Genomic DNA, 19,294 nt, shown 5'->3' on the forward strand with positions numbered 1-19,294 from the left:
CACTCGATGATTGTTGTTGCAACATAGAGCGAGGTTTCGCGCAGAATCAAGCATTCGAGCGGAGGGCGGGTGCGTTAGGGTCGCCGGAGGACGGGGAACGGCCGGGAACGGGAGGGCGGATGTCGCGGGACGCCCGCTGGAAGACGCTGCTGGAGCTGCTCGTCGAGCGCGGCCGGCTGGACGTCGAGGAGGTGGCCGCCGAGCTGTCGGTGTCGGCCGCGACGATCCGGCGCGACTTCGACCAGCTCGCCGAGCAGCAGATGCTGGTGCGCACCCGGGGCGGCGCGGTCGTGCACGGGGTGTCGTACGAGCTGCCGCTGCGCTACAAGACCGCGCGCCGCGCCCCGGAGAAGCAGCGCATCGCGAAGGCGGTGGCGGACCTCGTCGCGCCGGGCGAGGCGGTCGGGCTGACCGGCGGCACGACCACCACGGAGGTGGCGCGGGCGCTGGCCGTGCGCGGCGACCTCGGCTCCGGGTCGCCCGCGCTGACCGTGGTGACGAACGCGCTCAACATCGCCAATGAGCTCGCCGTACGGCCGCAGTTCAAGATCGTGGTGACCGGCGGGGTGGCGCGGGCCCAGTCGTACGAGCTCATCGGGCCGCTCGCGGACGGGGTGCTGGATCAGATCACCCTCGACGTGGCGGTGCTCGGCGTCGTCGCCTTCGACGTCGCGCACGGGGCCGCGGCCCACGACGAGGCGGAGGCGGCGATCAACCGGCTGCTGTGCGAGCGGGCCGAGCGGGTGGTCGTGGCCGCCGACTCCAGCAAGCTGGGCCGGCGGGCGTTCGCCCGGATCTGCGCGACCGAGTCGGTGGGCACGCTCGTGACGGACTCGGCGGCGGCTGCCGAGACGGTGCGCCGGTTCGAGGAGGCGGGGGTGCGGGTCGTCGTGGTCTGAGCCGCGTTCAGGGGGCCGACGGGTGGAGGGCCGTAGGACGGTTCCGCCTGAGGCCTCGGGATGCGGCTGGTGGACGCCCGGCCGGGCCAAGGCGCCGAGTGCCCGCGCGCGGACGGGGGCCGGCGCCTCCGCCGGCCCGGCTCCGAGGTCGCGTCCCCCGGCCGCCGGGATCGGGCCGTCGTCGGCGATCCCGCCGTGCGGGGAGGGCCCGGGGACGTACTCGCTCGCGATCCGCGGCTCGGGGGCGTCCGGGTCCGCCTCCACCACGGCGGCGGTCCGGCGGCCGCCGGCCCTCATCGCCGGCTCGACCTCGCGGCGGAAGCGCCCGCGGAATCCGGGGGCGTCGGCGATGCCGCTCCTCCCCGCCTCGACCGCCACCCGTCGGCCCGGCGGAGACCGGCCGGGGCGGACGCGGCCCGCCCCTCCGCTGCCGGGCCTGCCGGGGAGCCGGCGGGGCCCGACCTCCCGGGGACCGCTCGGTGCGGACCCGTCCGACACCGCGCCCCTCCCCCGCTCGCCGGGCCCATCCGCACTCCCGAGGGGCCGGTGCGGGACCGGGCACGTCCCGGGCCGGCCGCCCCGGGCGGCCGGCCGTCCTCCACCGGCGAGCGCGGGCTGACCTCGTGGAGAGGCCCTAAGCTGGCAGGTGAGGCGTGCCGGGCCGGCCAGGGAGGCTGCGATGGACGGGACGACCGGGGAGCGGGACACGTTCGGGGCACGGCGGTACGTGCCGATCGCCGACCACGGTCTGATCGGCGATCTGCGCACCGTGGCCCTGGTGGGCACCGACGGCACCATCGACTGGTACTGCTGTCCGGCCTTCGACGCGCCGAGCGTCTTCGCCGCCGTCCTGGACGCGGAGCGCGGCGGGTGCTTCGAACTGGCGGCGGCCGTGCCGGCCCGCACCAAGCAGTTCTACTTCCCCGACACCAACGTCCTGATCACCCGGTTCTTCACCGAGGAGGGGCTCGGCGAGGTGCAGGACTTCATGCCCATCGCCGGGGAGGCGACCGAGGAGGAGCGCCACCGGCTGATCCGGCGGGTGCTGTGCGTGCGCGGTTCCCTCCCGTTCCGGACGCGGGTGGCACCGCGGTTCGCGTACGGCACCCGGCCGCACACCCTGCGGCTGACCGGCGACACCGCGGTCTTCGACTCCCGCGATCAGGCCCTCGCGCTCACCGCGACCGTCCCGATGGAGGCCGACGGAGCGGACGTGCGGGCCGACTTCAAACTGGCCGAGGGCGAGACGGCGGTGTTCGCCCTGGACCAGATCGGCGGCGACGTGTCCCCGAGCCGGTGCGAGTGCGGGGAGGCGGAGAGGCAGTTCGGCGCGACGGTGCGGTACTGGAGGCGGTGGCTCTCCGCCTCGCGCTACCGTGGCCGCTGGCGGGAGATGGTGCACCGCTCCGCCCTCACCCTGAAGCTGCTCACCTACGCGCCGACCGGGGCGATCGTGGCGGCACCGACCACGAGCCTGCCCGAGGAGCTCGGCGGGGAACGCAACTGGGACTACCGGTACGTGTGGGTGCGCGACGCGGCGTTCTGCGTGTACGCGCTGCTGCGGCTGGGCTTCACCGAGGAGGCCGAGGCGTTCATGGGGTTCGTGTCCCGGCACATCAGCCCGGGTGACGCCAAGCCGTCCGGCCCGCTGCAGATCATGTACGGCATCGACGGCCGCACCGACCTGCCCGAGCGCGAACTCGGCCACCTGGAGGGGCATCAGGGCTCCGCACCGGTCCGCGTCGGCAACGCCGCGGCCGATCAGCTGCAGCTCGACATCTACGGGGCGCTGATCGACTCGATCTACCTGTACGACAAGTGGGCCGAGCCTGTCTCCAGCGAGCAGTGGGACCACGTGTGCGCGCTGGTGGACTGGGTGTGCGCGCACTGGGACCAGCCCGACGAGGGGATCTGGGAGACCCGCGGCGGGCGCAGGGACTTCCTGTACTCGCGGCTGATGTGCTGGGTGGCGATCGAGCGGGGCATCCGCATGGCGAACCGGCGCGGCCTGCCCGCCGACCTGGCCCGCTGGCAGACGGTCCGTGACACCGTCTACCGGCGGATCATGAGCCGTGGCTGGTCCGCGACGCGCCGGACCTTCGTCCAGTACGAGGGCGGGGACGTGCTGGACGCGGCGCTGCTGATGATGCCGCTGTCGAAGTTCATCGCGCCGACCGACCCGAAGTGGCTGTCCACGCTCGACTCCCTCACCGAGGACCTGGTGTCGGACTCGCTGGTCTACCGCTACGACCCGCAGGCGAGCCCGGACGGACTGCGCGGCGACGAGGGGACGTTCTCCATCTGCTCGTTCTGGTACGTCGAGGCGCTGACCCGGGCCGGACGGCTCGACGAGGCGCGCCTCGCCTTCGAGAAGATGCTCACCTACGCCAACCATCTCGGCCTGTACGCCGAGGAGATCAGCCACACCGGGGAGCAACAGGGCAACTTCCCGCAGGCGTTCACGCACCTCTCCCTGATCAGCGCCGCGTTCAATCTGGACCGCGCCCTGGGCTGAGGCTCAGTGGCCGTGGCCGTCCGGGTGCGCCGGCGCGTCGTCGCCGGAGGGCGCCGGGTCTGCGGGCGTGCCGTCGTCCGGTGCCCGCGTGCCCGCCTCCGCTCCGGCCCGGACCGTGAACGCCGCCGTGCGGACGACTCCGTCGTGCTTGAAGTCCAGGAACAGCCGGTAGGTGCCGCTGCTGGGTGCCGTGGCCGTGAACGAGACCGTCGGACCGGGCTCGGTCGTGCCGTCGCCGGGTTCGCCGTGGGGGTGGACGTGCAGGTAGGCGAGGTCTCCGGAGCGCAGGGCGACCAGGTGGCCGTAGGCGCCGAGGTAGGGCTGGAGGTCGGTGACGGGCTTGCCGTCGCGGGAGACGGTCAGGCGCAGTTCGCCCGCCCGGCCCGGGCGCAGCGCCCCGGTCAGTTCGACCTCGTAGCCGTCGACCTGTGCCGTGCCGGCGGGGTGCGGCAGTTCCTGCGGGCGGTAGGGGCCGGACGCGGCGAGGTCCGCGCCGAGGGTGAGGTTGCGCGCGCCCTCCTTCGCCGGGGTGAAGTCGGCGAAGACCCGGTAGCCGCCGGCGTGGGGCAGCTCGACGGGGGTGGACCAGGTGCCGTCCGCGGCGCGGGTCGGGTGCAGGTGGCGGTAGGTGAGCAGGTCGCGTGAGGCCACGATGAGGTGGAGTTCCTTGTCGTGCTCGCGGCGGTACTCGGTGACCGGGCGGCCCTCGTCGTCCCGGACGGTGAAGCGCAGGTCGGCGCGGTCTCCGGCGGTGACGTGCGGGGTCCTCAGGTCGAGGGTGTAGCCGTTCTCGGAGATCTGGAGCCCGCCGGCGGGGGTGGTCTCGTGCCCGGCGTGGCCGCCGGCCCCCTCGGCCGCCGCCGGCGGCGGCGGGGCGTGCCGCTCGTCGTGCGCGGGCGGGCGGTCCGCGACGACCGGGTCGAGGCCCTGGCCGACGCCGTAGGCCGTGCCGAAGGTGGCGGCCAGGGCGGCGGCGAACGCGGTGATCTTCAGTCCGGTGTGCATGACCGTCTCTCCTCGGAAAACGGGGCCTCCGGCCCGCTCGGACCGGCTTCCATGCAGCTCACCATACCCCCTGGGGGTACCAAGTCAAGCTGTCGGCGCGCGTGTGCGGCATACGGGGCAGGGGTATGCGTGAAACTCGGGACGGATACCCCATGAGCCGGTGGACCGGGAAGAGGCCCGGCCGGAGGACGGCGCCCCGAGCGCGCCGGTGGCCGGCACCGTGGTCCTCGACAGGACCGGCGGGCGCGCCGGAGGAGGGGGGGCGCGCCGCCCGCACCGGAGGACTCCGCGAACGTCACCGGGCTCGGTGTCCGGGGTGCCGCGGACGCTCGCGCGGTGCTCGCGGGGCGGGAGCGGCTGCCGGCGGGGCGGGCCCTTCGGGTGCCGCGGGACCCGCTCGGGCCGGGGACGCGGCCGAGGCGGTCCGTCGCCCGCGCGGTCGGCCCCGCGCCGGAGGGCGTCAGCACCGGGGTGCTGCCGCGGGACGCTGGGGACGGGGTCGAGCGGCTCCCGGCGGAGGGCCGTCCGGGCGCCGTGGCCGGCGACGGGGGCGACGACGCCGCCACGCCCGCCCACGGCCGGCCCGGGGCCGGGCCGGGGCCGGGCCGGGGCCGGGCCGGGGCCGGGCCGGGGCCGGGCCGGGGCCGGGCCGGCCTCGGGCGTCGGCACCGATGTGGCGGTCGGGGCCGACGGCCCGGCCCTCGTCCGGGGCCGCCTGCGGGTGCGGCGGGCGCCCTCCGGTGCGCCCGCCGCGCCCTCGGCACCGGCCGGTCCGACCCGTTCCGGTGCTCCGCCCACGACGGCGTCGCGCTGCCGCTCGCGGCGGACGGGTCCTCGATCCGACGACCGCCGGTGCGGCCACGGCCTTCTCCCCCGTCCCCGTGCCGGCACCTCCCTGCGCCCGCGCGCCTTCCGGGTGGGGCGGGCGGTGCCCTCGTGTGGGGCGTGCGTACCGTGGGCACCTGTGGTGGTTCCCGCCCCACCGTGCGGGAACCACCAGGCGCGGCCCCGTCCGCGGGCCCTGTTCCACGATGCCACCGCGGGAGAGACGAGATGAGCGAGCCGACCAGCACCGACCAGGACGTCACCCGTCCGCTCACGGAGCCCGTACCGCCCGCCGACGGACTGCGCAGAGTCGCCTCGGCCGTGCTCGGCGACCTCAGGGCCGTGGACGGCGCCCTGTACGCGGCGGTGGCCGCCACGCCCACGCCGACCCTCGACCGGGCACTGCGCCGGCTCTCCCACGCGGCCGACCACTCCAAGATCTCGTTCGCCGTCGCCGGGGCCCTCGCCCTGGGCGGACCGCGGCCGCGCCGGGCGGCGCTCGTCGGCGTCGGGGCCGTCGCGGTGGCCTCGGCGTCGGCCAACCTGCTGGGCAAGCGCCTGGTCCGCCGGGCCCGGCCGGACCGGGAGGCGGCCCGGGTGACCGTGGACCGGCACGTGCCGATGCCGACGTCGGCGTCCTTCCCGTCCGGGCACACCGCCTCGGCGGTCGCGTTCGCCACCGCCGTCGGGACGGTGCTGCCCGCCGCTTCGGTGCCGCTCGGCGCGCTGGCGGGCGCGGTCGGCTACTCCCGCGTCCACACGGGCGTGCACTACCCCGGTGACGTGGCCGCCGGCGCGGTCCTCGGCATCGCCAGCGCCGCCACCGCCCTCGCCGTGGCGGCGTCCCGCTTCCCCGCCTCGTACGGACCCGGCCGGGCGCTGCGGGCCCGGCGGCGGTGACCGGCGGCGGTGACCGGCGGCCGTGACGGCCGCCTCCGGCCGGCGGCCCCGACGCGGACCGGCGCCCGGCGGCCGTGAGGCACGGCCGGGACCCGCGGATGCCGGGCAGCCCTGCCCCGCGGCGTTCCGCAGCCGTAGCGGGCGCCGGACGACGCTGCCCCCGAACCCCGCACGGCCCCCGAACCCCGCACGGCCGCCGGACGACGGGCGCCGCCGGGGCCCGCGCGGCGGCCGTGCGTCACGCTCCGTCGTACGGCACCGTGGCTCCCGGCAGCGCGTACTCGTCCCGCCGTCCGCACATGCCGAACCCGCCGAGGCGGCTGGGTTCCGCCCGGTACGCCGTCGCCTCGCCCAGGTGGGCGGGGTCGCCGGCGGCCAGCGCGTCCAGGTGGGCGCCCGTGCGTTCGGCGGCGGCCAGCGCCCCGGCCCGCCACAGTTCCCGCCACACCGGCACCCGGTCGCGCACCAGCCGGGCGGCGGCCCGCTGGAACTCCCGGTAGGGGCCGGCGTCCCCGGCGACGAGCGCCTCGCGCAGGCCGAGGTAGCCCTCGACGGCGAGGTCCCGGCGGCGCCGCGCGGCCGCCTCCGTCTCCGGTCCGGTGCCGGGCGGGAGTGCCGCCGCGGCGGCGTAGCGGCCGGGGTCGGCCAGCACCTCGGGCGGGAAGGTGAAGACGGCGTCCCCGGCCTCGGGCAGTCCGCTGTTCTGCATCAGCACGGTGGTCCGCAGGCCGTCGCCCTGCACCATCCGGTGCACCGTGCCGGGCGTGAACCAGGCGACCGTGCCCGGCCGCAGCGGGATGTCCCGGTGGCCGTCGGGGCTCAGCGTCTGCACGGCGCCGCGGCCGCCGGTGACGACGTACGCCTCCGTGCACACCAGGTGCAGGTGCGGGCTGCCGCCGCACAGCCCGTCGGCGGCCTCCCAGTCGTAGGGGCTCAGGTGCGACAGCCCGACCGCGCCGGGCAGCGGGGCGCCGAACACGGGCCCGCTCACCACGGCACGCCCTTCAGGTGGGCGCTCACCCGGTCCCGGTCCCAGGCTCCGTCCGCCACGACGATCCGGTAGCGGTAGGCGAAGGACCCGCCCGGCGGCAGCGCGAACTCCTCGAAGAACGCCCAGGAGAACGCGACCGACGGGATCGGCTCCGCGCGGACGAACCAGTGCGACGCGTGGACGGCGGTCCGCTCGTCGAGGTTCTCCGGCGCGTGCGCGAAGACGAGCGTGGAGTGGCCGTCGTACTCGTCGTGTTCGGCGGTGAAGGCGAGCCACGGGCCCTGCGTGCCCATGAGGTCCGCCGCGCCCGCGTCGGAGTCCGGGGCGAGGACCGTGCCGCCGGTGAAGTCGCGCGGGCCGCGCCACTGGAGTCCGGTGTAGCCGGCCATCTCCCGGCCGGCGGTGGTCGGCGAGCCGAACTCCAGCGCCGTGTCACGGAGGTTGGTGAGCCGGATCGACCAGTCCAGCACCCAGGCGCCGGCCTCCTCGTCGACCGAGTGGACGCTCAGGCCCCGCTCCTCCCGGGCCCACTCGGCGCCGCCGTTCGCGACCCAGGTGAGGTCCTCGGTGCAGTCGAGGCGGTCGTCCCCGGCGGTGAACGCGGAGAAGCCCTCGTGTCGCATCGAACCGACGCGTTCGGGCAGCGCGAGGTAACCCCGGCCGTGCACGTAGGAGTTGCCGCCCCAGAAGTTCTGCCCGGACAGATGACTGGCCGTCATCTGCAGTCCCTTGTGCCAGCGGTGGTCGTTCGGGCGGTACCCGGTCACCGTGCGGCCGGCCAGGGTGCGCACCGGATGGGCGTACGGCTTGCGGGACTCGAACGGTTCGGGGTCGGGGCGGTAGACGTAGCGCAGGATCTCCGTACCGCCCGCGGCCGTGACCGTGACGGCCTCGCCGTGGGTGTGGGTGACGCGGATGCTCATGCCCGCTCCTCGGGCGCCCAGTCGGGGTGACCGCCGTGCATGGCCGCGTGGAAGGGGTCGCCGGGGGCGATCTCACCGGCCCGCACCGGCCGTCCGGTGAACGCCGCCTTGTACAGGGCGGCGGCGAACTCCAGGGTGCTCCGGGCCTGTCGTCCGCTGCCCGGGGGCCTCTCCCCGGTGTCGTAGGCGTCGAGGAAGGCTCCCAGCTGGGCCGTGTGCGAGCTGGGGACGTCGGGTGCCGGGGCGCGCCAGGCGGCGGCGCGCTCGGCGGGGACGTGCCGGGCCGGGGTGTAGGACCAGTCGTCGTTGCCGTGCCCGTAGAGGTGGGTGAGTTCGACCGTCGCGTCGGCGCAGTCGACGCGGATGCGGCTCACCTCGTCCGGCGAGAGCACGCTGTTGACGACGGTCGCCAGCGCGCCGCTGCGAAAGCGCACCAGAGCGGTGGAGACGTCCTCGCTCTCGGTGTCGTGGACCAGGCGGGCCGCCATCGCCCGCACCTCCTCCCACTCGCCGAGCAGGTGCAGCAGCAGGTCGTACTGGTGGATGCCGTGCCCCATCGTCGGCCCGCCGCCCTCGGTGGCCCACCGCCCGCGCCAGGGCACGGCGTAGTAGGCGGCGTCCCGGTGCCAGGTGGTCTGGCAGTGCGCGACCAGCGGGGCGCCCAGTTCGCCGCTCGCGATCAGTTCACGGGCGTGCCCGGCACCGGATCCGTAGCGGTGCTGGAAGACCACGGACGCGTACGCCCCCGACGCCTCCTCGGCGGCCGCGATCTCGTCGTACTCGGCGAGCGACAGGCACAGCGGCTTCTCGCACAGCACCCAGGCGCCCGCCTTGAGCGCGGCCACCGTCTGCTCCCGGTGCAGCGACGGCGGGGTCCCGATCAGCACCAGGTCGGGGCGCACGGCGTCCAGCATCGCGCCCACCGAGGTGAAGCCGGCGACGTGTTCTCCCGCCGCGGTGCGGAAGGCGTCGAGGCGCCCTCGGTCCACGTCGACGGCGGCCACCAGTTCGGTGCGGTCGGCGTGGGCGCGCAGCGCGGGCAGGTGACCACCGGTGACGATGGCGCCGGTGCCGATCACGGCGACACGGCGGCGGACGGGGGACAAGGTCATGCGGCGCTCCTGGGAGGATCGGCGGGCACACGCTCGGAAAGCGCTTTCTCCAGCCGTCGACCCTAGGCCCGGGCAGGGGACGGGACAACCCCGCGCACCCTGCCGAGGACGCGCGGACCGACATCCGCGAACCGGTCTCCGGGCCCGCTGCCCGGTGTCCGGCATCTGTTGCCCGGGATCCCGGATCCGCTGTCCGCGCCCCGGTGTCTACGCCCGGGCCCCGCCGCCCGAGCGCAGCCCGCCGGACCGCCCGCCGCCCTGGCCGAGGAACCGGTACCGGCGTTCCGGCCGTCCCGCCGCTCCGTACCGCAGCGACACCTCCGCACAGCCGGCGGTGTGGAAGTACTCCAGGTACCGGCGGGCGCTGACCCGGGAGACTCCGGTCAACCGGGCGCACTCGGTGGCCGACAGGGTGCCCTCGGCCTCGCGCAGGGTGCGCTCGATCAGCTCGGCGGTCTCCGCGCTCATGCCCTTGGGCAGCAGGGGGGACGCGGGAGCCGCCGCCCCGGCCAGGACGCGGTCGACGTCGGCCTGGCCGCGGACGACCGTCTCGAGCAGCCGGCCCCGCTGGACGGCGTAGCGCTCCAGGCGACCCCGCAGGTCCTCGAACTCGAACGGCTTGAGCAGGTAGTCGACGACCCCGTGCCGGACCGCGCCGCGCACCGCGTCCGCCTCCCGGGCGGCGCTGATGACCATCACGTCGCAGTCGTGCCCCGCGGTGCGCAGCCGGGGGATGACGTCGAGGCCGAAGAGGTCCGGCAGGTAGAGGTCGAGCAGGACCAGGTCGGGACGGAGTTCGTCCACGGCGGCGAGGGCCTGCTCACCGGTGCCGGCCACGCCGACGACCCGGAACGGTTCGAGGCGTTCGACGTAGGCGCGGTGCACCCGGGCCACCCTGAAGTCGTCGTCGACCACGAGCACGTCGATCGGGTCGGCGGTCGTGGGCGTGGGGTGCTCGCCCCGCCTGCTGGTCATCGGCCTTGCTCCTTCCGCCACCGCGTCGACGAGGTGGCCGGCGGTCCTTCGGTGACCGTCGCCCCCGACCGGCGCGACGGTGTGCGGCGTGGGCGCCGGAGCCGCCCATCATGGCCCTCACCTGCGGCCGCAGGAAAGAGACGTGCGCCACGAGGGGCCGGCGAGGGGGCCCGGAGCACCCGTTGACGCAAAGACCACAACCTCCTTTGGTTGCGCAAGCGGGACAGCCCGGCGACGCCCGGGCACCATGTGGCCCGCGTCACCCTCCCCCACAGGGCTTCGCGCCATTCCCCAGACGACGACCGACAGGTGGTGGCACTCGTGCGCCTGCGCACCCCCCTCGCCCTGCTCGGAGCCGCCGTGCTCGTGCTCGTGGGCCCGCCGCTGCTCACGACCGGCAGCGGCGCCGACACCGGCACCCGGATCCCGGGCCTGCGCTTCATGGTTCCCAACACGCCCGGCGGCGGCTACGACATCACGGCCCGCACGGCCGCGAAGAACGCCGAGGACGCCGGGCTCACCCCCGGCATCGAGGTGTTCAACCTGCCCGGTGCCGGCGGCACCGTGGGCCTGAGCCGGCTGGTGAGCGAACACGGCAACGGCAAGCTCGCCATGTCGATGGGCCTCGGCGTGGTCGGCGCCGTGCGCTCCAACGACGCGCCCAGGACCCTCGCGGACACCACCCCGATCGCCCGGCTCACCGAGGAGCAGGACGTCATCGTGGTCGGGAAGGACTCCCCGTACCGGACGATCGACGACCTGATCGGCGCCTGGAAGGAGAACCCCGGCAAGCTCCCGGTGGGCGGCGGATCCTCCCCCGGCGGGCCCGACCACCTCGCGCCGATGCTGATGGCACGGGCCGCCGGGATCTCCCCGAAGCAGGTCAACTACATCCCGTTCGACGGCGGCGGCGAACTGCTCGCCTCGATCCTCGGCGGCAAGGTCGCCTTCGGCGTCTCCGGCGTCGGCGAGTACCTCGACCAGATCAAGGCGGGCGAGCTGCGCCTGCTCGCGGTCACCGGTCCCGAGCGCGTCCCCGGGCTCGACGCGCCCACGCTCCGGGAGGCGGGCTACGACGTGAGCTTCACCAACTGGCGCGGCATCGTCGCCCCGCCCGGCCTGTCCGACACCGAGCGCCGCAAGCTCGTGAGCCTGGTGCAGGAGTTGCACGCCTCGGACGAGTGGCGGGAGTCGCTGAAGCGCAACGGCTGGGACGACGCCTTCCTGACCGGCGAGGAGTTCGGCGCGTTCCTGGACGCCGAGGACGAGCGCGTGGTCTCGGTGCTGAAGGAGCTGGGACTGTGACGACACCGACCACCGACCCCTCCCCCGCCTCCCCCTCCCCCGCGCCCGCCGCCGGACGGCGCTCCTGGCTCCGCGACCACTCCGAACTCGGCGTGTGCGTCCTGCTGTCGGTGCTGGGCGTGCTCGTCCTGGCCGACGCCCTCACCATGGACGTCGACATCACCCAGCGCGGCCCCGTGGGACCCCGGACCGTGCCGGTCGTCGTCGGCGCGGGACTGCTCGTCGTCGCCGCCCTGCTCGCTCTCGACGTGCTGCGCGGCGGCCGGGGGCAGGCCGAGACCGGCGAGGACGTCGACCTGTCCGAACCCGCCGACTGGCGCACGGTGCTGCTGCTGGCCGGGGTGTTCCTCGGCGCGGCCGTCCTCATCGACCCGCTCGGTTTCCCCGCCGCGGGCGCGCTCCTCTTCTGGGGTGCGGCGTTCGCGCTGGGCAGCCGCCGGTTCGACCGCGATCCGCTCATCGCGGCGGTGGTCTCCCTCGTCACCTACGCCGTGTTCGACAAGCTGCTCGGAGTGCCGCTGCCCGGCGGTCCGCTGATGGGAGTGCTGTGACATGAACGCCTTCAACTCCCTCATGGACGGCTTCGGCACGGCCCTCACCCCGATCAACCTGCTGTGGGCGGCCGTGGGCGTGCTGCTCGGCACGGCGATCGGGGTCCTGCCCGGCATCGGCCCGGCGATGGCGGTGGCGCTGCTGCTGCCGGTGACGTACGGGCTCGATCCGACCGGCGCGTTCATCATGTTCGCGGGCATCTACTACGGTGCGATGTTCGGCGGTTCGACCACGTCCATCCTGCTGAACACGCCCGGGGAGAGCGCGGCCGTGGTCGCGGCCATGGAGGGCAACCCCATGGCCAAGGCGGGGCGCGGCGCGCAGGCGCTGGCGGCCGCCGCCATCGGGCACTTCGCGGGCGGCATGGTCGGCACGATCCTGCTGGTCGCCCTCGCGCCGGCGGTCGCCGACCTGGCCGTGGACATCGGGGCGCCCGACTACTTCGCCATCATGGTGCTGGCGTTCATCGCGGTGACGTCGGTGCTCGGCTCGTCCCGGATCCGGGGCATGGCCTCGCTGCTGATCGGCCTGACGATCGGTCTGGTGGGCCTGGACCGGATGACCGGTCAGCAGCGGCTGACCTTCGGCTCCCTGCAACTCGCCGACGGCATCGACGTGGTGATCGTCGCGGTGGGCCTGTTCGCCATCGGCGAGGCGCTGTGGGTCGCCGCCCACCTGCGGCGCAGGCCGCCGGAACCGATCCCGGTGGGCCGGCCGTGGCTGGGCCGCGCCGACGTGAAGCGCACCTGGAAGTCCTGGGCGCGCGGCCCGTTCATCGGCTTCCCGTTCGGCGCGATCCCGGCGGGCGGCGCGGAGATCCCGACCTTCCTGTCGTACGTCACGGAGAAGCGGCTGTCGAAGCACGAGGACGAGTGGGGCAAGGGGGCCATCGAGGGGGTCGCCGGCCCGGAGTCGGCCGCGTCGGCCTCGGCGGCGGGCACGCTGGTGTCGATGCTGACCCTGGGCCTGCCGACCACGGCGGTCGCGGCGGTGATGCTGGCCGCGTTCCAGCAGTACGGCATCCAGCCCGGCCCGCTGCTCTTCGAACGCGAACCGGACCTGGTGTGGGGCCTGATCGCCTCGCTGTTCGTCGGCATGGTGCTGCTGCTCGCCCTCAACCTGCCGCTCGCACCGGTGTGGGCGAAGCTGCTGCGCATCCCGCGGCCGTACCTGTACGCCGGGATCCTGTTCTTCGCGGCGGTCGGCGCGTACGCCGTCGGCGGCGAGGTGATCGACCTGGTGATCCTGCTGCTCATCGGCCTGGTCGGCTTCGGCATGCGGCGCTACGGGCTGCCGGTGCTGCCCGCCGTCATCGGCGTCATCCTCGGCCCGGCCGCCGAGCAGCAGCTCCGCCGCGCCCTGCAGATCAGCGACGGCAGCGTCACGGGTCTGGTCGGCACGCCGTTCTCGGTGACCGTGTACGCGGTCGTCGTGCTGCTGCTGGCCTGGCCGCTGGTGCGCAAGGCCCTGCCCCGCAGGCGCGCCGGCGCCTGACCGACGCGCGGTTCCCGTCGGGACGCGGCACACCGGGGCCGCGTCCCGAGGGAACGGGGACCGCTCCGGAACCGGAGACCTCACCCCACCTCTTGACGTGTTAATGACAATGATGGCTTGATGTCTTCATGGGAGCGCTCCCACCTCACTCAGGGAAGGGAACACCATGCGCGGCACCCGCCTCTCACGCTTACGCACGCTCACGGTCCGCAGCCTGCTGACCGCCCTGCTCCTGCTGCCCCTCGGCCTGGCCTCCGCCCCGGGCGCGGCGGCCGCCCCGAGGGCCGCCCCGGTGCGCGTCATGCCGCTGGGCGACTCGATCACCGGTTCACCCGGATGCTGGCGAGCGGTGCTGTGGAACCGGTTGCTGGACGCCGGTCACACGGACATCGACTTCGTCGGCACCCTGCGCGAGCAGGGCTGCGCCCTGGCGCACGACGGCGACAACGAGGGCCACGGCGGCGAACTGGTCACCGACGCGGCGGCCCGGGACCTGCTTCCCGGACGGCTGGCGGCGACGCGTCCCGACATCGTTGTCATGCACTTCGGCACGAACGACGTCTGGAGCAGCGTCTCCCCCGACCGCATCCTCGCCGCCTACACCGAGCTCGTGACGCAGATGCGGGCGTCCAACCCGGACATGCGGGTCCTCGTCGCCCAGCTCATCCCCATGAACCCCGGCTCGTGCGCCGCCTGCGCCCAGCGCGTGGTCGACTTCAACGCCCGGATCCCCGCGTGGGCCGAGGCGACGAGCACCGACCGCTCCCCCGTGACCGTGGTCGACCAGTGGACGGGTTTCGACACGGCCACCGACACCTACGACGGCGTGCACCCCAACGCCGCCGGCGACGAGAAGATCGCCGCCCGCTGGTTCCCGGCCCTGTCGGCCCTCCTGGAGGAAGGCGTCCCGGGCGGCGATCCCGGTGACCCGGGTGACGGCGACCCCGTCTGCACCGCGTCCCTCCGGGTCGTCGCCGAATGGCAGGGCGGACACCAGGCCGAGGTGACGGTGCGCAACGCCTCCCCCGTCCCCGTGTCGGGCTGGACGGTGACGGTCGTGCCGGCGGACGGCGCCCGCCTCACCCAGGTCTGGAACGGCACCCTCACCACGGCCGCCGACGGCACGGCCCGGGTCACCGACGCGGGCTGGAACGGCACCCTCGCCCCCGGCGCGAGCACCTCCTTCGGCCTCATCGCCACGGCCCCGGCGACGTCCACCGCCCCCGCGGCGGCCGTCGGCTGCACGGCCACGGCCACCCCCTGACGCACCACACGCACCGCGACCACCCCGCACACCACCCCTCACCTCCTTGGAGCCGCCATGAGACCCCCTGCCCGCACCGCCCCACGAGCGGCCGGCCTCGTCGCCGCCCTCCTGGGGCTCCTCCTCCCGCTCCTCGCCCTCACCACCCCGGCGCACGCGGCGCCCACCGGCTTCCGCGTCGAGAACGGACGGCTGCTGGAGGCGTCCGGGAACGACTTCGTGATGCGTGGTGTCAACCACGCGCACACCTGGTACGCCGACCGGACCGACTCGCTGGCGCACATCAAGGCCAAGGGCGCCAACACCGTGCGCGTCGTCCTCTCCAGCGGCGACCGCTGGACCCGCAACGACACCGCCGACGTGGCGAACATCGTCGCGCAGTGCAAGCAGAACCGGCTGATCTGCGTCCTGGAGGTGCACGACACCACCGGCTACGGCGAGCAGAGCGGAGCGGTCACCCTCTCCCGCGCCGCCGACTACTGGATCAGCGTGCAGAGCGCCCTGGCCGGCCAGGAGAACCACGTCATCGTCAACATCGGCAACGAGCCGCACGGCAACACCGGCTACGCGAACTGGACGGCCGACACCAAGGCCGCGATCCAGAAGCTGCGCGCCGCCGGGTTCGACCACACACTGATGGTCGACGCGCCCAACTGGGGCCAGGACTGGACGTTCACCATGCGCGACAACGCCGCCTCGGTGTTCGCCGCCGACCCGGACGCCAACACCGTCTTCTCCGTCCACATGTACGGCGTCTTCGACACCGCCGCCGAGATCAGCGACTACCTGGGCCGCTTCGTGGCCGCGGAACTCCCCATCGTGGTGGGTGAGTTCGGCCACGATCACTCCGACGGCAACCCCGACGAGGACACCATCCTGGCCGTCACCCAGCAGCTCGGCCTCGGCTACCTCGGCTGGTCCTGGAGCGGCAACGGCGGCGGCGTCGAGTACCTGGACATGGTCACGAACTTCGACCCCGACCGGCTGACCGCCTGGGGGGAGCGCCTCTTCAACGGCACCGACGGCATCGCCGCCACCGCCGAGGAGGCCGAGGTCTACTCCTCCGGCTCCGGCGGCGACACCACGGCCCCGACCCCTCCCCGCACCCCGGCCGCCTCGGCGGTGACCTCCTCGTCGGCCACCCTCACCTGGGGCGCCGCCACCGACGTGAACGGTGTCACGGGCTATGACGTCGTGCGGATCGCCGACGGCGAGGAGACCGTCGTCACCACGGCGACCGGCACCTCCGCCACCGTCACCGGCCTCGCCCCGGCCACGTCCTACACCTTCGCCGTCTACGCCCGGGACGCCGCCGGCAACCGCTCCCAGCGCTCCGCCACGGTGGCCGTCACCACGTCCTCCGGCGGGACGACGGGAGCCTGCGAGGTCGGTTACCGGGTGACGGGCGAGTGGCCCGGCGGCTTCCAGGGCGAGGTCACCGTCCGCAACACCGGCGACTCGGCGGTGAACGGCTGGACGCTGCGCTGGACCTTCCCCGGCGGCCAGCGGATCACCAACCTGTGGGGCGGCACCCCGGCGCAGGACGGTTCCGAGGTCAGCGTGACCGCCGCCTCGTACACCGCGACGATCCCCGCGTCCGGTTCCGTCACCCTCGGCTTCACGGCCTCGCGGTCCGACGCCAACCCCATTCCCACGGCGTTCAGCCTCAACGGGGCCACCTGTTCCGTGGCCTGACGGGCGTGCTGCCCGGAAGGTGCCGTCCTCCCCTTCCGGGCAGCTGCCCGACCACCGTCCGCCTCAGACCAGGTGGGCGAAGACCACCAGGTTCTCGGTGTAGTCCTTGGCGGCACGGTCGTAGTCCCCCGCGCAGGTGATCAACCGGACCTCGGCCCTGGAGGCGTCGGCGTACACGCGCTCGTCGGGGAAGTCGTCCTTGTCGAACGACTCCGTGTCGTGCACTTTGAACGTCGCCTTGCTCCCGTCGGCCCGCACCACCCGGAACCGGTCCCCCTCCTCCAGCTCGCTGAGCCGGGCGAACACGGCCGGAGACGTCGCCGTGTCCACGTGCCCGGCGATGATCGAGGTGCCCTTCTCCCCCGGGGTGGCGCCCTTGGCGAACCAGCCGACCAGGTTGGTGTTGTGCGGCGGCGGGGCGTCGAGCTGCCCGTTCTTGCCGATGGCGAGGTCGACGAAGGGCGCGTCGACGTCGATCTCCGGGATGAGCAGCCGGGTCGGCTTGGACCGTGCCATGTACTTGCCGGACGGTCCGTTCCCGGACGGTTCGCTCGCCTCCGGTTCGCTCGCCCCCGGATCGGCGGCAGCGGTGGAGATCGCGGGAGGAGCGTGCGGCACTCGGGTGTCGTCGGGAGGGTCTCCCCCACCGCCGAGCAACGTCATGGCCAGCACCAGGACGGTCCCGCTCCAGAAGACCGCCGTCATGGCGGCGCGCAGTCTCCGCCTCGTCGGCGTCGGTTCGGTTCCGGCCGGCTCGGTTTCGCGGGGGGAAGGGGGACTGGCTGCCATCGGGGGAACCACCTCACTCGGGCACGGCAGCGGACATGACGGGCTCAGGAAGCGAACGGGGCCGCCATGACGCGCGACGCGCGTACGGCGGCCCCGGCCGCTATGGCGGCCGCTATGGCGCCGGACATGGCTCAGGCCACGCTTCCGGAGGCCTTCTTGCGCCGCAGCGCGTACGCGCCGGCGCCGAGGACACCCAGTGCGGCCAGACCGCCCGCGGTGGCACCGGACTCGGAGAGAGCACCGCCACCGGCGTGCACGCCACCGCGCGGCTTGTCGTACTTACCGTGCTCGTCGTCCTTGCCGCCCCAGGAGTCCTCGCCGTGCGAGTCTTCCTTGTCCTTGTAGGACTCGGACTCGTACTTCGAGTCCTTGCCGCCCCAGTCCTCGTCGTTCACGGCGGCCAGGGCCCCGCCGCCCGTGTGCATCCCGCCGCGCGGCTTGTCGTACTTGCTGTCCTCCTCCTTCTTGTCGTACTTGCTGTCCTTGTCGTGCTCGCTGTCCTTGTTGTAGTCGCTGTCCTTGTCCTTGTCGGACCCGTTGTCCTTGTCGTAGTCCTTGTCCTTGTCGGACCCGTTGTCCTTGCCGTACTCGCTGTCCTTGTCGGACCCGTTGTCCTTGCCGTACTCGCTGTCCTTGTCGGACCCGTTGTCCTTGCCGTACTCGCTGTCCTCGTCGGACTCGCCCACGGCGGTCAGGGCCCCGCCGCCCGTGTGCATCCCGCCGTGCGGCTTGTCGTGCTTGCTGTCCTTCTCGTCCTTCTCGTCCTTGCCGTAGTCGCTGTCCTTCTCGTCCTTCTCGTCCTTGCCGTAGTCGCTGTCCTTCTCGTCCTTCTCGTCCTTGCCGTACTCGCTGTCCTTGTCGGACCCGTTGTCCTTGTCGGACCCGTTGTCCTTGTCGTACTCCTCGCTGTAGGAAGACTTGTCGTGGTCCCCGTCACTCGAGTGGTCGGCGTAGGCCGCGGGCGCGGCGATGGCGAGGGCCGCCGTGGCCGTCGCAGTGGCGAGCACCATGCGGGCAGAGCGCATCTGAGAGTCCTTCCCTCGGCGGCCGGTCTGCTGACGCCTCGTCAGCACGGTGGACCCGGCCGCGCGTGATCCACAGTCGGCCATGCGGTCCGGTCCCACCATCCGAGAGGTTCACATGGGTTAATCCCGGTGTCCTTACGGAGCATCCGAAGGCCCCTGCCTGCGGTTTCGCACCGGAAACCGGGAGAGCCCGAAACCACCGCGGCGCCGCCGCCGTCTCCCTCGGAGGAGGAGCGGAGACGGTCTTCGCCGGAAGCGAGCTGCTGGAGGCATCCATGGCCATGGTCGGGCTGTTCTGGATCACCGAGGACGCCGTGTACCTGGGGGCCGAGCCCCGTGGATCGGCCTCCGGGGTCCGGTTCACCGAGGACGGCGTCGAAGCGCTGGGAACCGACCCCGGCGGCTTCTGGGCCTGGGACGGGATCGTCGGGATCGACGTCGACGACGTCCCCGTCCGGTCCGCGGCGCGGCGGCTCGCCTCCATGGTGTTCGACTCGGTGGTCGTCGCGTTGACCGGAGAGGGCGAACTGCCGCCCGGCTTCACCGTCCGTCTGACGACCGGGGACGGGATGGTGGAGGTGGGCGTCTTCACCGCCGCCGCCGGCGGAATCTACGAGGCGGTGGAGTACGAGCTGTCCACGGCGGTCCTGGGGCGTCTCGCCGACGGCGGCACCGGCCTCGACGACCTCCTGGCGTGGGGCCGCGACCACGCCGCCGCCGGTACTCCGGACCGCGGGGAGCGCGAGGCGCTGCTCCGGGGCTGGGCGGGCGATCGGTGCGCGTCCTGACGGCCCGGCCCGTCGCCGGTGTCGTGGCCTCGCGCGGGCCGCGCCGGAGCCGTCAGACCTTCGGCCGGGTGAACCTCCGCGCCTCGGGGACGACGGCGATGACGCGCCGGGTCCCGATGGGCGCGGGCGTGGCGTGGACGGCCCTCGCCGAGGGCCGGGCCCGCGCCAAAGACGCGCAAGTCGATCGCGGCCCCGCTGGGGAGCCTCGCGTTCCAGGGGTTGTCGCGACATCCCGGC

General features: G+C 74.1%; 16 protein-coding genes. 9 read left to right on the top strand and 7 right to left on the bottom strand.

From position 1 onward, the window contains the following. The first annotated feature begins 119 nt into the window (after positions 1-119). Both FHS37_RS18770 and FHS37_RS18775 read left to right on the top strand, forming a co-directional pair. The gene (locus tag FHS37_RS18770; protein ID WP_184822654.1) at positions 120-899 is read left to right on the top strand and encodes a DeoR/GlpR family DNA-binding transcription regulator; all 780 of its coding nucleotides are present in this window, start codon (positions 120-122) and stop codon (positions 897-899) included. A 679-nt stretch (positions 900-1,578) separates the two neighbouring features. Continuing rightward, positions 1,579-3,414 (top strand): glycoside hydrolase family 15 protein, encoded by a 1,836-nt coding sequence (locus FHS37_RS18775; protein WP_184822656.1) that lies wholly within the window; start codon positions 1,579-1,581, stop codon positions 3,412-3,414. 3 nt (positions 3,415-3,417) lie between these two features. On the opposite strand, the gene FHS37_RS18780 is transcribed toward FHS37_RS18775, so the two are convergent. Continuing rightward, complete coding sequence (locus tag FHS37_RS18780; RefSeq protein WP_184822657.1) at positions 3,418-4,419, bottom strand: DUF8832 domain-containing protein; 1,002 nt, start codon at positions 4,417-4,419, stop codon at positions 3,418-3,420. Between the two features lie 1,053 nt (positions 4,420-5,472). On the opposite strand from FHS37_RS18780, the gene FHS37_RS18785 reads away from it, so the two are divergent. Then, complete coding sequence (locus FHS37_RS18785; RefSeq protein WP_184822659.1) at positions 5,473-6,144, top strand: phosphatase PAP2 family protein; 672 nt, start codon at positions 5,473-5,475, stop codon at positions 6,142-6,144. A gap of 238 nt (positions 6,145-6,382) precedes the next feature. Here the strand turns inward: FHS37_RS18785 and FHS37_RS18790 are convergent, their stop codons facing one another. From FHS37_RS18790 to FHS37_RS18805, 4 genes are all read right to left on the bottom strand, one after another. After that, positions 6,383-7,138, bottom strand: coding sequence for a cupin domain-containing protein (locus FHS37_RS18790; protein ID WP_184822661.1), 756 nt, complete (start codon positions 7,136-7,138; stop codon positions 6,383-6,385). Further along, positions 7,132-8,058 (bottom strand): DUF6807 domain-containing protein, encoded by a 927-nt coding sequence (locus FHS37_RS18795; RefSeq protein ID WP_184822663.1) that lies wholly within the window; start codon positions 8,056-8,058, stop codon positions 7,132-7,134. Before FHS37_RS18795 ends, FHS37_RS18790 begins: the two co-directional genes overlap by 7 nt. After that, a complete protein-coding gene (locus FHS37_RS18800; protein WP_184822665.1) occupies positions 8,055-9,170 on the bottom strand; it encodes a Gfo/Idh/MocA family protein in 1,116 nt (371 codons plus the stop codon). The genes FHS37_RS18795 and FHS37_RS18800 overlap by 4 nt, the downstream gene beginning before the upstream one ends. 207 nt (positions 9,171-9,377) lie before the next feature. Next, positions 9,378-10,145, bottom strand: coding sequence for a response regulator (locus tag FHS37_RS18805; protein WP_184822667.1), 768 nt, complete (start codon positions 10,143-10,145; stop codon positions 9,378-9,380). A 321-nt stretch (positions 10,146-10,466) separates the two neighbouring features. On the opposite strand from FHS37_RS18805, the gene FHS37_RS18810 reads away from it, so the two are divergent. From FHS37_RS18810 to FHS37_RS18830, 5 genes are all read left to right on the top strand, one after another. Beyond that, the gene (locus tag FHS37_RS18810; protein ID WP_184823241.1) at positions 10,467-11,450 is read left to right on the top strand and encodes a Bug family tripartite tricarboxylate transporter substrate binding protein; all 984 of its coding nucleotides are present in this window, start codon (positions 10,467-10,469) and stop codon (positions 11,448-11,450) included. Further along, positions 11,447-12,001: a tripartite tricarboxylate transporter TctB family protein gene (locus FHS37_RS18815; protein ID WP_184822669.1), complete on the top strand. Its 555-nt coding sequence runs from the start codon at positions 11,447-11,449 to the stop codon at positions 11,999-12,001. The genes FHS37_RS18810 and FHS37_RS18815 overlap by 4 nt, the downstream gene beginning before the upstream one ends. A gap of 1 nt (position 12,002) precedes the next feature. Beyond that, entirely contained in the window at positions 12,003-13,496 is a 1,494-nt protein-coding gene (locus tag FHS37_RS18820) for a tripartite tricarboxylate transporter permease (RefSeq protein WP_184822671.1), read from the top strand. Positions 13,497-13,662: 166 nt separating this feature from the next. Then, positions 13,663-14,760 (top strand): GDSL-type esterase/lipase family protein, encoded by a 1,098-nt coding sequence (locus FHS37_RS18825; RefSeq protein WP_184822673.1) that lies wholly within the window; start codon positions 13,663-13,665, stop codon positions 14,758-14,760. Between the two features lie 57 nt (positions 14,761-14,817). After that, positions 14,818-16,455 carry a cellulase family glycosylhydrolase gene (locus tag FHS37_RS18830; RefSeq protein ID WP_184822675.1) on the top strand — a complete coding sequence of 546 codons (1,638 nt, stop codon included), beginning with the start codon at positions 14,818-14,820 and terminating at the stop codon, positions 16,453-16,455. A 63-nt stretch (positions 16,456-16,518) separates the two neighbouring features. Here FHS37_RS18830 and FHS37_RS18835 read toward each other — a convergent pair whose 3' ends face one another. Then, on the bottom strand, positions 16,519-17,244 hold the full coding sequence (locus FHS37_RS18835) for a class F sortase (RefSeq protein WP_184822677.1): 726 nt from the start codon (positions 17,242-17,244) through the stop codon (positions 16,519-16,521). Between the two features lie 131 nt (positions 17,245-17,375). Then, positions 17,376-18,269 carry an MSCRAMM family adhesin SdrC gene (locus FHS37_RS18840; protein ID WP_245005556.1) on the bottom strand — a complete coding sequence of 298 codons (894 nt, stop codon included), beginning with the start codon at positions 18,267-18,269 and terminating at the stop codon, positions 17,376-17,378. A gap of 275 nt (positions 18,270-18,544) precedes the next feature. Between FHS37_RS18840 and FHS37_RS18845 the strand changes: the two genes are divergently transcribed. Then, a complete protein-coding gene (locus FHS37_RS18845; protein ID WP_184822679.1) occupies positions 18,545-19,057 on the top strand; it encodes a hypothetical protein in 513 nt (170 codons plus the stop codon). Positions 19,058-19,294: the final 237 nt, after the last annotated feature.

It is taken from the genome of Streptomyces griseomycini, assembly GCF_014203535.1.
GTDB classification, from domain to species: Bacteria; Actinomycetota; Actinomycetes; order Streptomycetales; family Streptomycetaceae; genus Streptomyces; species Streptomyces griseomycini.

What these genes read in the sequence shown, in the direction of transcription:
- FHS37_RS18770 (WP_184822654.1), top strand. Translation starts at nt 120, where the DNA reads ATGTCGCGGGACGCCCGCTGGAAGACGCTGCTGGAGCTGCTCGTCGAG.
- FHS37_RS18775 (WP_184822656.1), top strand. Translation starts at nt 1,579, where the DNA reads ATGGACGGGACGACCGGGGAGCGGGACACGTTCGGGGCACGGCGGTAC.
- FHS37_RS18780 (WP_184822657.1), bottom strand. Translation starts at nt 4,419, where the DNA reads ATGCACACCGGACTGAAGATCACCGCGTTCGCCGCCGCCCTGGCCGCC.
- FHS37_RS18785 (WP_184822659.1), top strand. Translation starts at nt 5,473, where the DNA reads ATGAGCGAGCCGACCAGCACCGACCAGGACGTCACCCGTCCGCTCACG.
- FHS37_RS18795 (WP_184822663.1), bottom strand. Translation starts at nt 8,058, where the DNA reads ATGAGCATCCGCGTCACCCACACCCACGGCGAGGCCGTCACGGTCACG.
- FHS37_RS18800 (WP_184822665.1), bottom strand. Translation starts at nt 9,170, where the DNA reads ATGACCTTGTCCCCCGTCCGCCGCCGTGTCGCCGTGATCGGCACCGGC.
- FHS37_RS18805 (WP_184822667.1), bottom strand. Translation starts at nt 10,145, where the DNA reads ATGACCAGCAGGCGGGGCGAGCACCCCACGCCCACGACCGCCGACCCG.
- FHS37_RS18820 (WP_184822671.1), top strand. Translation starts at nt 12,003, where the DNA reads ATGAACGCCTTCAACTCCCTCATGGACGGCTTCGGCACGGCCCTCACC.
- FHS37_RS18825 (WP_184822673.1), top strand. Translation starts at nt 13,663, where the DNA reads ATGCGCGGCACCCGCCTCTCACGCTTACGCACGCTCACGGTCCGCAGC.
- FHS37_RS18830 (WP_184822675.1), top strand. Translation starts at nt 14,818, where the DNA reads ATGAGACCCCCTGCCCGCACCGCCCCACGAGCGGCCGGCCTCGTCGCC.
- FHS37_RS18835 (WP_184822677.1), bottom strand. Translation starts at nt 17,244, where the DNA reads ATGGCAGCCAGTCCCCCTTCCCCCCGCGAAACCGAGCCGGCCGGAACC.
- FHS37_RS18840 (WP_245005556.1), bottom strand. Translation starts at nt 18,269, where the DNA reads ATGCGCTCTGCCCGCATGGTGCTCGCCACTGCGACGGCCACGGCGGCC.
- FHS37_RS18845 (WP_184822679.1), top strand. Translation starts at nt 18,545, where the DNA reads ATGGCCATGGTCGGGCTGTTCTGGATCACCGAGGACGCCGTGTACCTG.